The organism is Pseudomonas sp. UFMG81, assembly GCF_015354575.1.
Lineage (GTDB): Bacteria > Pseudomonadota > Gammaproteobacteria > Pseudomonadales > Pseudomonadaceae > Aquipseudomonas.
The window spans coordinates 137,357-149,643 of record NZ_JACAFQ010000002.1; the positions used below are offsets into that span (position 1 = coordinate 137,357).

Consider the following 12,287-nt stretch of genomic DNA (forward strand, 5'->3'; position numbering starts at 1 on the left):
GGTCTCGGAGCCTAGCCGATGAAATCCTATGAAGTGAATTTTGATGGCCTGGTGGGGCCGACCCACAACTACGGCGGCTTGTCCTACGGCAACGTGGCGTCACAGAGCAACAGCCAGCAGGGTTCCAACCCGCGCGAAGCTGCGTGCCAGGGCCTGGCCAAGATGAAAGCGCTGATGGAGATGGGCTTCCAGCAAGGCGTGCTGGCGCCGCAGGAGCGCCCGGATGTGGCGGCCTTGCGCAGCCTGGGCTTCACCGGCAGCGACGCCGAGGTGATCCAGCGCGCGGCGAAAGAAGCCATGCCATTGCTGGTCGCCAGTTGCTCGGCCTCGAGCATGTGGGTGGCCAACGCCGCTACCGTCAGCCCCAGTGCCGACACCGCCGATGGCCGTGTGCACTTCACGGCCGCCAACCTCAACTGCAAGTACCACCGCAGCATCGAGCACCCGACCACCAGCCGCGTGCTCGGCGCCATGTTCAGCGATGACAAGGTCTTCGCCCACCATGCAGCGCTGCCGGCGGTGGCGCAGTTCGGTGACGAAGGCGCGGCCAACCACACCCGTTTCTGCCGCGCTTATGGCGAGGCCGGCGTCGAGTTCTTCGTCTATGGCCGCAGCGCCTTCGACAGCCGCTACCCGGCGCCGCAGAAGTACCCGGCGCGCCAGACCCTGGAAGCCTCGCAGGCGGTCGCCCGGCTGCACGGCCTGCGTGACGAGGGCGTGGTCTACGCTCAACAGAACCCGGCAGTGATCGACCAAGGGGTGTTTCACAACGACGTGATCTCGGTGGGCAACGGCGAGGTGCTGTTCTACCACGAGGACGCCTTCCTCGAGACCGATGCGGTGCTCGGCCAGCTGCAGGCTAAACTGGCCAGCAAGGGTGGCAACTTCAAGGGCATCTGCGTGCCGCGCGCGGCGGTAACGGTGGAGGACGCGGTGCGTTCCTACCTGTTCAACAGCCAGCTGCTCAGCCGTGATGACGGCTCCATGCTGCTGGTGGTGCCGGAGGAGTGCCGCAACAATGAACGCGTCTGGGCCTACCTCGGCCAGCTGACCAGCCAGGGCGGCCCGGTGAAGGAGGTCAAGGTGTTCGACCTCAAGCAGAGCATGCAGAACGGCGGTGGCCCGGCTTGCCTGCGTTTGCGGGTGGCGTTGAAGGAAAACGAACTGGCGGCGGTCAACCAAGGCGTTATCATGACCGCCTCGCTGTACGACACCTTGGTGCAGTGGGTCGACAAGCACTACCGCGATCGCCTGGGCGAAGCGGACCTGGCCGACCCGCAACTGCTCACCGAGTGCCGCACGGCCCTGGACGAACTGACCCAGATCCTCAAGCTGGGCTCGGTCTATCCGTTCCAACGCCAACCCTGATAGAGAGAAATTGCAATGTCCGACGCCCTGCGCCTGATCCTGGAAGATGAAGACGGCACCCAGCTGGAAACCTCCTGCACCCGCTTTGCCGTGGTGTGGCAGGGCAAGGAAGTGTGGATCCAGCAGGATGGTCGCGGCCAGCTGCTGATCGGTGTCGATGTCGACGAGAACGACACCGAGTACGCCAACCTGCTGCTGCGCCCGATGGCCACCAACCTGGTCAGCTTGCAGCTGGAAATGGAACCGGCGCAAGCCGGAGATGACGACGACCACGTCCACGGCCCGGACTGCGGCCACCACCACTAAGGAAGCGCCTATGCTCGCCCTCGGCAAACTGCTTGAGCTGACCCTGACCGATCACGAACCGGCCGAGAAGACCCAAGTGACGACCAAGGGCGCGCGTTTGCGCTGGCTGGGGGAGGGCGCACTCGAAGTGCGGCCACCGGAAGGCGAAGACAGTGGGTTGGACCTGCTGTTGTCGGCCGGGATTCACGGCAACGAGACAGCGCCCATCGAATTGCTCGAGCGGCTGCTGCATGGTGTGGCCAATGGCAAGATCAAGCCCCGAGCGCGGGTGTTGTTCCTGTTTGGCAACCCGGCGGCCATCCGCAAGGGCGAGCGCTTTATCGAGCAGGATATCAATCGCCTGTTCAATGGCCGTCATGAGCTCTCCAGCGGTTTCGAGGCGCTGCGTGCCGCTGAGCTCGAGCAGTTTGCCCGGGTGTTCTTCAGCAAGCCAGAGCGCACCCGCCTGCATTACGACCTGCATACCGCGATTCGCGGGTCCAAGATCGAACAGTTCGCCTTGTACCCTTTCAAGGAGGGGCGTAAGCACTCTCGGCGTGAGCTGGCGCGCCTGGCGGCGGCGGGGATGGAGGCGGTGCTGCTGCAAAGCAAGTCGTCGATTACCTTCAGTGCCTTCACCTACGAGCAGCTGGATGCCGAGGCTTTCACCCTCGAATTGGGCAAGGCACGGCCGTTCGGCCAGAACGAAGGGGTCAACCTCGACAAGCTCGAGGAGCGCCTGATCCAGATCATCGAAGGGACCGAGCCCGAAACCACAGGCTCGCTGGATGGGCTCAAACTGTTCAGCGTCGCCCGCGAGATCATCAAGCACAGTGACAGTTTCCATCTGCACCTGCCAGCGGACATCGAGAATTTCTCCGAACTGAGCAAGGGTTACCTGCTGGCCGAGGACCTCGCCGAAATGCGCTGGGTCGTCGAGGAGGAGGGCGCGCGGATCATCTTCCCCAACCCCAAGGTCAAGAATGGCCTCAGGGCGGGGATACTCATCGTGCCAGACAACGGTCAGCGGCTATCCTGACGCGTCTCAATAGACGTTGCGTCGGGGCAGCCCCAGCTCGCGGCGCAGGGCATTTTCGTTGAAGGGGTCTGGGTTGGTGTTGTCGGGTGGGGTGCTCGGATCGCCGTCGAAGTCGAAGGTGTTTGCGGTCCAAAGGCCGGTGACCTGGTTCTCATGCTCCGGCATGACCGTGCCATTGGCGTGATTCCAGGCGTGGCACAGCTCGTGGTACAGGATCACCACAGCCGGCGTGTTGGGGCGCTGGGCCAGCGGGTTGAAGCCGATCTTGCCCGTCAGCACCCTGGTCCCGGGTTGCCCGTCTCTGATACTGGGGTCGCCCAGTGCATGATCGAAGTCGAAACGACCGTTGTCCGTTTCAGCGATGTCGTCAATGGCGATCTGCACATTGCTGGCATCCAGGCTCTGTAGCAGCGCTTCACCCGTCGAGGTGGCGAGCAGTAGCTCGAGGTTAGCGATCACCAGTTGTCTGTATTCGGGCGTACCGTTGATCGTGATTGAGCGGTAACCGGCATGTGCGCCTGACCTGGGGGTTAGTCGGGTGTCGAAGTTGTTGGCAATCAGCAGGCTCTGGTCGTTGGCATAGACATGATCACGATGTGGTGTTCTCACCACCCGATTCACACCGACGGTCGCGTCCACGATCGACTCGCCGAGGCAGAGCACATGATCGTCTCCTGCTCCTGTGAATACTGTCGACCGTTGCATCCTGGTGGTGACATGGTCATCGCCGTCACCTGCATAGATAGTCCCGAGGCCCCGTCCGTCCAATTCGATCCGGTCATTACCCTGTGCGGTGTTGACCAGAATATTGGCATTGGAGCTGGCATGGCCTTTCACCCAATCGTCGCCTTCGCCTGTCTCGACGATGATTAGGTGCTCTTGTTCGGCATCAATCTCGACCTTGTCGTCACCATCCTTGGTAATGATGTGCAGCACGTCGCGCTCGTTAAGGGCGATGAAGTAGCAGCGGGCTTCGGTCTGCAAGTGGGCGCCGTGCTTGTCGCGCCGGGCGTACAGGTCGATGCGCTGGCGTTGCGATTTGACCAGGAGCTTGCCGGGCAGGGCTTGCAGATCGAGATTCTGATCCAGATAGGGAAGTGGATGGTCGTCGTTGAGGGCTTTTGGCGACGGGCCAGTGCTGACACGCTGCAAGGGCGTGACAGGTTGATTGATGGGCATGTGTTGCTCCGTATTGCCGAGAATGAAGGGGCAATCTTCGGAGTCGTGCAGGTGGACGCGGCGGTACATATTGCAAGCCGGTGTAGTTGTCCCGGCGCGGTGAACTGTATAGCCTGCGGATATGACCGCCAAAATGAAGGTCATTTCACCTTCGATTGAACGTTTCTATCTTATAAACACACTGCATCCGCCGTTCAGGCTGGATATAATGGCGCCCTTTGCCGTCGTTTCGTCGATTTGACGAGTTTGCCCAAAGGGGCCGGCCGTTTCCGTGGAAGAACCTATGAAAAGCGCAGAAATCCGTGAAGCCTTCCTTCGCTTCTTCGAAGAGCAGGGTCACACCCGCGTCGCCTCCAGCTCGCTGATTCCGGGCAATGACCCGACCCTGCTGTTCACCAACGCCGGTATGAACCAGTTCAAGGACTGCTTCCTCGGCCAGGAAAAGCGCGCCTATACCCGCGCGGTGAGCAGTCAGAAGTGCGTACGCGCCGGCGGCAAGCACAACGACCTGGAAAACGTCGGCTATACCGCCCGTCACCACACCTTCTTCGAGATGCTGGGCAACTTCAGCTTCGGTGACTACTTCAAGCGCGACGCCATCACCTTCGCCTGGACGTTCCTGACTTCGGACAAGTGGCTGGCGCTGCCGAAAGAGAAGCTGTGGGTCACCGTCTACGCCAGCGACGACGAAGCCTACGACATCTGGACCAAGGAAGTCGGCGTACCGGCCGAGCGCATGGTGCGCATCGGTGACAACAAAGGTGCTCCGTACGCGTCCGACAACTTCTGGACCATGGGCGACACTGGCCCATGCGGCCCGTGCACCGAGATTTTCTACGACCACGGCGCCGACATCTGGGGTGGCCCACCCGGCTCGCCGGAAGAAGACGGCGACCGCTACATCGAGATCTGGAACAACGTCTTCATGCAGTTCAACCGCACTGCCGACGGCGTCCTGCACCCACTGCCGGCCCCTTCGGTGGACACCGGCATGGGCCTGGAGCGCATCAGTGCGGTGATGCAGCACGTGCACTCGAACTACCAGATCGACCTGTTCCAGAGCTTGCTGGCCGCCGCCGCCAAGGCCATCGGTTGCAGCAATGACGAGCAGCCATCGCTGAAAGTGGTTGCCGACCACATCCGTTCCTGCGGCTTCCTCATCGCCGATGGTGTGCTGCCGTCGAACGAAGGCCGTGGCTACGTGCTGCGCCGCATCATTCGCCGCGCTTGCCGCCACGGCAACAAGCTGGGCGCCACCGGTAGCTTCTTCCACAAGATCGTCGCTGCGCTGGTCGCTGAAATGGGCGAAGCCTTCCCTGAGCTGAAAAGCCAGCAGGCGCACATCGAGCGCGTGCTCAAGACCGAGGAAGAGCAGTTCGCCAAGACCCTGGAGCAGGGCCTGCGCATCCTCGAGCAGGACCTGGCCCAGCTGCAGGGCAAGGTCGTGCCGGGCGACGTGGTGTTCAAGCTGTATGACACCTACGGCTTCCCCATGGACCTCACCGCCGACATCGCCCGCGAGCGCGAGCTGACCATCGACGAAGCCGGCTTCGAGCGTGAAATGGAGGCCCAGCGTGAGCGTGCCCGTTCCGCCAGCGCCTTCGGCATGGACTACAACAGCCTGGTCAAGGTCGACACCGCCACTGACTTCCTCGGCTACGACGCCACCGAAGGGCAGGGCAAGGTCATCGCCCTGTACAAGGACGGCCAGGCGGTCGAGCAACTGGGCGAGGGTGAAGAGGGTGTCGTGATCCTGGATCGCACCCCCTTCTACGCCGAGTCCGGTGGCCAGGTGGGTGACAGCGGCTACTTGCAGGCTGGCCCAGCGCGCTTCGACGTGCGCGACACCACCAAGACCGGCGGCGCCTTCCTGCACCACGGTGTGGTCGCCAGCGGTGCGCTGACTGTTGGCGCTGCGGTCCAGGCCCAGGTCGATGCCGAGGTGCAGCACGCCACCTCGCTGAACCACTCCGCCACTCACCTGCTGCACGAAGCGCTGCGCCAGGTACTGGGCGAGCACGTACAACAGAAAGGCTCGCTGGTCGACAGCCAGCGCCTGCGTTTCGACTTCAGCCACTTCGAGGCGGTCAAACCGGAGCAGATCAAGGCCCTGGAAGACATCGTCAACCGTGAAGTGCGCCGCAATACCGAGGTGCAGACCGAACTGACCGACATCGAGACCGCCAAGGCCAAGGGCGCCATGGCGCTGTTCGGCGAGAAGTACGGCGACACCGTGCGCGTGCTGAGCATGGGCGGCGATTTCTCCGTCGAGCTGTGCGGTGGCATCCACGCCAAGCGCACCGGCGACATCAGCCTGTTCAAGATCATCAGCGAAGGCGGCGTGGCCTCTGGCGTGCGCCGTATCGAAGCGGTCACCGGCGCCGCCGCGCTGGCCTACCTGAACGCTGCCGAAGAGCAGGTCAAGGAAGCCGCGCAACTGGTCAAGGGTAACCGTGACAACCTGATCGACAAGCTGTCGGCTGTGCTTGAGCGCAACCGTCAGCTGGAAAAGCAGCTCGAGCAGCTGCAGGCCAAGGCCGCCAGCGCCGCCGGGGACGATCTCTCCAATGCGGCCGTTGAGGTCAAGGGTGCCAAGGTGCTCGCCGCCCGCCTGGATGGGCAGGATGGCAAGGCCCTGTTGGCGCTCGTCGATCAACTGAAGAACAAGCTCGGCCACGCAGTGATCCTGCTGGGCAGCGAGCATGAGGGCAAGGTCGTGCTGGTGGCTGGCGTGACCAAGGACCTCTCCGGCCAACTCAAGGCTGGCGATCTGATGAAGCAAGCCGCTGCGGCAGTGGGTGGCAAGGGCGGTGGCCGTCCGGACATGGCCCAGGGCGGTGGCGTCGACGTCGCCGCGCTGGACAATGCCCTGGCCCTGGCCGTGCCGTTCGCCGAGCAGGGACTTTGAGATGGCGGGGCGGTGGTCTAGTCACCGCCCCACCATGTTGGATTGTTTTTTGGGGCCCTTGTGGGCTGAGGCACCTTTGAAATGGCGTTGATCGTACAGAAATTTGGCGGTACCTCTGTCGGTTCCATCGAGCGGATCGAGCAGGTTGCCGACAAGGTCAAGAAATTCCGTGAGCAAGGCACCGACCTGGTGGTGGTGCTGTCGGCCATGAGCGGCGAGACCAATCGCCTTATCGACCTGGCCAAGCAGATCACCGACAAACCGGAACCCCGCGAGCTGGACGTAATCGTTTCGACCGGCGAGCAGGTCACCATCGCCCTGTTGTCCATGGCCCTGATGAAGCGTGGCGTGCCGGCGGTATCCTATACCGGCAACCAGGTGCGCATCCTCACCGACAGCGCGCACAACAAGGCGCGCATCCTGCAGATCGACGACCAGAAGATCCGCGCCGACCTCAAGGCCGGGCGTGTCGTGGTGGTGGCCGGTTTCCAGGGTGTCGACGAGCACGGCAACATCACCACCCTCGGCCGTGGTGGCTCCGACACCACCGGCGTGGCCCTGGCGGCGGCTCTGAAGGCCGACGAGTGCCAGATCTACACCGATGTCGATGGCGTCTACACCACCGACCCGCGCGTTGTGCCCCAGGCCCAGCGCCTGGAGAAGATCACCTTCGAGGAGATGCTGGAAATGGCCAGCCTCGGCTCCAAGGTGCTGCAGATCCGCTCGGTGGAATTCGCCGGCAAGTACAACGTCCCGCTGCGCGTGCTGCACAGCTTCAAGGAGGGTCCGGGTACCCTCATTACCATCGATGAAGAGGAATCCATGGAACAGCCGATCATTTCCGGTATCGCCTTCAACCGTGATGAAGCCAAGCTGACCATTCGTGGCGTCCCGGACACCCCAGGCGTTGCCTTCAAGATCCTCGGCCCGATCAGTGCCGCGAACATCGAAGTGGACATGATCGTGCAGAACGTCTCGCACGATAACACCACCGACTTCACCTTCACCGTGCACCGCAACGAGTACGAGAAGGCGCTGAGCGTGCTGGAGAACACCGCCCGTGAAATCGGCGCGCGTGAAGTGATCGGCGACACCAAGATTGCCAAGGTGTCGATCGTCGGTGTTGGCATGCGCTCCCACGCAGGCGTTGCCAGCCGCATGTTCGAAGCACTGGCCAAGGAGAGCATCAACATCCAGATGATCTCTACCTCCGAGATCAAGGTCTCGGTCGTGATCGAAGAGAAGTACCTGGAGCTGGCCGTTCGCGCGCTGCACACCGCGTTCGAGCTTGACGCTCCCGCCCGACAGGGTGAGTGACACGCTGCCTGGAGGGGCGCGGCTTGCCGCGCCCTTCGCGTTTCTGGCTGTCGGCGCACCCTTGTCCAGGTGTAGCTGACGGTTTGTTCGGGCCAGTGCCGTCGTCCCCGGCCGGGCCCTGCTTAATCAAAGACTGTTGTCCCTGAAGTTTCATGTGAGGAGAAAGCTATGCTGATTCTGACTCGTCGGTGCGCCGAGAGCCTGATCATTGGTGACGGTGAAATCACCGTGACGGTCCTGGGTGTCAAAGGCAACCAGGTGCGTATCGGCGTGAGCGCGCCAAAGGAAGTGGCCGTTCACCGTGAGGAAATCTACCTGCGGATCAAGAAAGAGAAGGACGAAGAGCCAAGCCTTTAATTTTTTTGAAGTTTTTTTAAAAAAAAGGGTTGCAAACGAGGAAGGGTGTGTTTAATATTCGCCTCGTGTTGCGGTGAGGTGGCCGAGTGGCCGAAGGCGCTCCCCTGCTAAGGGAGTATACCTCATAAGGGTATCGGGGGTTCGAATCCCCCCTTCACCGCCATTATTCGCTTAGGGCGCTGTAAACGGTAAGAACGCTAAGTAGTTGATTTTAAACGAAAAAGTTCTTGCAAAAATGTTTCAGCGACCTATAATGCGCGGCAAGACACGGACTCATAGCTCAGCTGGATAGAGTACTCGGCTACGAACCGAGCGGTCGGAGGTTCGAATCCTCCTGAGTCCGCCACTTTTGAAGTGGCTTTGATTGCAAGGCTGCTTCAAATCACCAGTGGTAACCTGGTCTAAAACTACCATCACGGACTCATAGCTCAGCTGGATAGAGTACTCGGCTACGAACCGAGCGGTCGGAGGTTCGAATCCTCCTGAGTCCGCCACTTTTGAAGTGGCTTTGCTTGCAAGGCTACATCAAGCCACCAGTGGTAATCTGGTCTAAAACTACCCCACGGACTCATAGCTCAGCTGGATAGAGTACTCGGCTACGAACCGAGCGGTCGGAGGTTCGAATCCTCCTGAGTCCGCCACTTCTGAAAAAGCCCGCTTATACAAGCGGGCTTTTTCTTGTCCGGCGTTTACTGATTTCGAGTTCGCGCGACTAGACTCAAGTTGCTAGCCACTGCTGAACATCCCGTAGGCGAATGTGCTTTTTCCTACCCTCGAGCCGTCGCACTGTTGGCTTCGAGCGTTGTCATAGCTTTATCGTGCAAACGATTGTTCTGGCCAAAATTTTAAGCGATCCGACAGCTTGCACAGTGTATGATTGCGCCCGTCAGCCCCGCCGGGGCTTGTGGAATCCCACCATGGACTTACCCAGTAGTTACTCCCTAACGCGCATCAAACTGCCAGATCTGACCGATTGATTCTCCCGGCGTGCTCCGCTGCTGGGAGTGGAGTTCGCCTATGACCGAAGTTGAAGTAAAAAAAGCCCAAGAGAGCCTGCAGGATCGCCTTGCCCAGGTGATCGAACTGTTGCAGCGCCAGCGGGTGGTCGAAGACCTGACGCACCGTCAGGAAGGTCACCATCACGACCTCGTTGAGAACCTCGTCCACCGCCAGAATCTCGTCGAGCTGCAGCGCAAGCTCGATGACCTGCACCCCGCCGACATCGCCTATATCCTCGAAGCCTTGCCCCTGGAAGACCGCCTGACGGTCTGGCAGCTGGTGCGCTCGGATCGCGATGGCGACATCCTGCTGGAAGTATCCGACGCCGTACGCCAGACCCTGATCGCCGACATGGACGATCATGAGCTGCTGGCCGCTGCGAAGGAGATGGATGCCGACGAGCTCGCCGACCTGGCGCCAGAGCTGCCGCGTGACGTCGTGCATGAGCTGATGGAGAGCCTCGATGCGCAGCAGCGCGAACGTGTACGTTCGGCCCTGAGCTACGACGAGGAGCAGGTCGGTGCGCTGATGGACTTCGAGATGGTGACTATCCGCGAAGACGTCAGCCTGGAAGTGGTATTGCGATACCTGCGTCGCCTCAAGGAGCTGCCAAACCATACCGACAAGCTGTTCGTGGTTGACTATGACGGTCTGCTCAAGGGCGTGTTGCCGATCAAGCGGCTGTTGGTCAACGACCCGGACAAGAAGGTTGCGGAGGTCATGGCCAATGACCCGGTGGCCTTCCACCCTGAGGAAGATGCCTACGATGCAGCCCTGGCGTTCGAGCGTTACGACCTGGTTTCTGCGCCGGTAGTGGACAAGAACGACCGACTGATCGGCCGCCTGACCATCGACGAGATGGTCGATCTGATTCGCGAAGAGAGCGAGAGTGAAGTGCTCAACATGGCCGGTCTGCGCGAAGAAGAAGATATCTTCGCCTCGGTCTGGCGTTCGTTGCGCAACCGCTGGGCCTGGCTTGCGATCAACCTGATCACTGCTTTTGTGGCCTCGCGTGTCATCGGTCTGTTCGAAGGGTCGATCGAGAAGCTGGTGGCGCTGGCGGCGTTGATGCCGATCGTTGCTGGTATCGGTGGTAACTCGGGCAACCAGACCATCACCATGATCGTTCGTGCCATGGCGCTGGACCAGGTGTCGCCGGGCAATACCAGCCGCCTGATGCGCAAGGAGCTGGCGGTGTCGCTGCTCAATGGCCTGATCTGGGGTGGAGTAATCGGTGTGGTGGCGTTCTGGCTTTACGGTAGCTGGTCGCTGGGCTTGGTGATGACGGCGGCGATGACCCTCAACCTGCTGCTCGCTGCCTTGATGGGAGTATTGATCCCCATGACCCTGACGCGCCTCGGGCGGGACCCGGCCATGGGGTCGAGCGTCATGATCACGGCCGTGACCGACAGTGGCGGCTTCTTCATCTTCCTGGGCCTGGCCACGCTGTTCCTGCTTTGAATGAGCCGAACGTCACGCACAAAAAAGCCAGCTTGCGCTGGCTTTTTTGTGCGTGACGTTCCGTATCAGGAAGCGTCGGCGGCCATTTCCACATCGTGAGCGATGAGGGCGACCAGGGCGTTCTGCTGGCGATGGGACAGCTGGCGGAAGCGTTGCAGCAGCTCGCGCTCGTGCAGGCTGAGCTCTGGGCTGTCCAGGCGCATGCTCAGTTCATCGCCCAGTGCGCCTTCTTGGATAAGGCTTTGCTCCAGGCGTGCAATGATCTCGGAGTTCATGCTGCGGTGGTGGTTGCGCGCTACTTCGGCAATGCGCTCACGCATCCCGTCAGGCAGGCGGACGACGAACTTGTCAGCGGTGCGGCTCGAGTAGATAGCCTGTTTCATTGGGCGCATATAGATTGACCGGTTGTTCTGGTTCAGTGGAAGCGGTTCGCAAATTGGCCGCACGGTGGTGGTACGACCGCGGCGACGACAAAATGTTCAACCGTTATGTGATTTTGGTTCTTCATCTTGCCTCAGGGTCGCCGTTTCCTTGGCGTCAATTCTGTGACTAATAGTGAATCCGATAAAGGCTTTTTGCCAGTACCAATTATCAGAAATGAGTACTGGTTTGAAAAGTTTCACATATTACGGCGCATAGGAGTGTCAGACCTTTGTCGTCAAAATCTGGTAACTAGCAACAAAGGGTACGGAAAAAGCCTACAATGCGCAGCTTCCCACACATTGAGCATAGTGGCTATGCAATATGACGCAAGCGGTGCAGCGCCCTCAAGGGGGCGGCTGATCTTCCTGATGGGACCTTCTGGTTCGGGAAAAGATTCCCTTATCGATGCAGCGCGCGCGCAGCTGGCTGCCCACGGTGTCGAAGTCGCCCGGCGGGTCATTACCCGCTCGGCCGAAGCCAGGGGCGAAGCTGCCGAGGGGGTCAGTGTCGAACGCTTCGAGGGCATGCGTGAGGCTGGTGAGTTTGCCCTGAGCTGGGAGGCCAATGGTCTTCGCTACGCAATACCCGCGCACGTGGAGCACTGGCTGGCTGGCGGCCGCTCGGTGCTGGTCAATGGTTCGCGCGGTTACCTGCCTGAGGCCCGTCGGCTTTACCCAGACCTGCTGGCAGTGGGTTTGAGCGTTTCACCCGCGACGCTGCGTCAACGCTTGCTGGCGCGAGGGCGGGAGAGCGCCTGGGAGATCGAGCAGCGGCTGGCGAGGAGCGCGGGCATGGCGGCATACGATGCCGCCGTGCACGTACTGGACAATTCCGCTTCATTGACCGATTCAGTCGAGGCGTTGATGAGGTTGTTGCGTGAGCAAGGTATTGTCGGGCAGGCAGAGTAGAAACAGCTGACGTGCAAAATGCCCGATTGAGGCATGACAAAAG

The 12,287-nt window shown here is 60.9% G+C and carries 10 protein-coding genes and 4 tRNA genes; 12 read left to right on the plus strand and 2 right to left on the minus strand.

Features of this window, described 5'->3' with window-relative positions; all coding sequences use genetic code 11:
* Positions 1–18: 18 nt before the first annotated feature.
* From astB to astE, 3 genes are read left to right on the plus strand one after another with little or no spacing between them, the layout of a single operon-like run.
* The gene (gene astB / locus IX761_RS02430) at positions 19–1,368 is read left to right on the plus strand and encodes an N-succinylarginine dihydrolase (protein ID WP_194787964.1); all 1,350 of its coding nucleotides are present in this window, start codon (positions 19–21) and stop codon (positions 1,366–1,368) included.
* Positions 1,369–1,383: 15 nt separating this feature from the next.
* Complete coding sequence (locus IX761_RS02435; protein WP_194787965.1) at positions 1,384–1,674, plus strand: topoisomerase II; 291 nt, start codon at positions 1,384–1,386, stop codon at positions 1,672–1,674.
* Between the two features lie 10 nt (positions 1,675–1,684).
* Positions 1,685–2,692 carry a succinylglutamate desuccinylase gene (gene astE / locus IX761_RS02440; protein WP_194787966.1) on the plus strand — a complete coding sequence of 336 codons (1,008 nt, stop codon included), beginning with the start codon at positions 1,685–1,687 and terminating at the stop codon, positions 2,690–2,692.
* A gap of 6 nt (positions 2,693–2,698) precedes the next feature.
* On the opposite strand, the gene IX761_RS02445 is transcribed toward astE, so the two are convergent.
* The gene (locus IX761_RS02445; protein WP_194787967.1) at positions 2,699–4,015 is read right to left on the minus strand and encodes a M91 family zinc metallopeptidase; all 1,317 of its coding nucleotides are present in this window, start codon (positions 4,013–4,015) and stop codon (positions 2,699–2,701) included.
* 139 nt (positions 4,016–4,154) lie between these two features.
* Here IX761_RS02445 and alaS point away from each other — a divergent pair, with 139 nt between their 5' ends.
* From alaS to mgtE, 8 genes are all read left to right on the plus strand, one after another.
* Positions 4,155–6,779: an alanine--tRNA ligase gene (alaS, locus tag IX761_RS02450; RefSeq protein ID WP_194787968.1), complete on the plus strand. Its 2,625-nt coding sequence runs from the start codon at positions 4,155–4,157 to the stop codon at positions 6,777–6,779.
* A gap of 81 nt (positions 6,780–6,860) precedes the next feature.
* Entirely contained in the window at positions 6,861–8,096 is a 1,236-nt protein-coding gene (locus IX761_RS02455) for an aspartate kinase (RefSeq protein WP_028691060.1), read from the plus strand.
* A gap of 168 nt (positions 8,097–8,264) precedes the next feature.
* Complete coding sequence (gene csrA, locus IX761_RS02460) at positions 8,265–8,453, plus strand: carbon storage regulator CsrA (RefSeq protein ID WP_003254503.1); 189 nt, start codon at positions 8,265–8,267, stop codon at positions 8,451–8,453.
* A gap of 72 nt (positions 8,454–8,525) precedes the next feature.
* Positions 8,526–8,616: transfer RNA gene (locus IX761_RS02465), tRNA-Ser, on the plus strand.
* A 106-nt stretch (positions 8,617–8,722) separates the two neighbouring features.
* Positions 8,723–8,799, plus strand: a tRNA-Arg gene (locus IX761_RS02470).
* A 71-nt stretch (positions 8,800–8,870) separates the two neighbouring features.
* Positions 8,871–8,947: transfer RNA gene (locus IX761_RS02475), tRNA-Arg, on the plus strand.
* Positions 8,948–9,017: 70 nt separating this feature from the next.
* Positions 9,018–9,094 (plus strand) — tRNA-Arg (locus IX761_RS02480).
* Between the two features lie 376 nt (positions 9,095–9,470).
* Positions 9,471–10,913 carry a magnesium transporter gene (mgtE, locus tag IX761_RS02485; protein WP_194787969.1) on the plus strand — a complete coding sequence of 481 codons (1,443 nt, stop codon included), beginning with the start codon at positions 9,471–9,473 and terminating at the stop codon, positions 10,911–10,913.
* Between the two features lie 65 nt (positions 10,914–10,978).
* Here mgtE and IX761_RS02490 read toward each other — a convergent pair whose 3' ends face one another.
* Positions 10,979–11,305 carry an Arc family DNA-binding protein gene (locus IX761_RS02490; protein ID WP_003254499.1) on the minus strand — a complete coding sequence of 109 codons (327 nt, stop codon included), beginning with the start codon at positions 11,303–11,305 and terminating at the stop codon, positions 10,979–10,981.
* Between the two features lie 345 nt (positions 11,306–11,650).
* On the opposite strand from IX761_RS02490, the gene phnN reads away from it, so the two are divergent.
* Positions 11,651–12,244 (plus strand): phosphonate metabolism protein/1,5-bisphosphokinase (PRPP-forming) PhnN, encoded by a 594-nt coding sequence (gene phnN, locus IX761_RS02495; protein WP_194787970.1) that lies wholly within the window; start codon positions 11,651–11,653, stop codon positions 12,242–12,244.
* Positions 12,245–12,287: the final 43 nt, after the last annotated feature.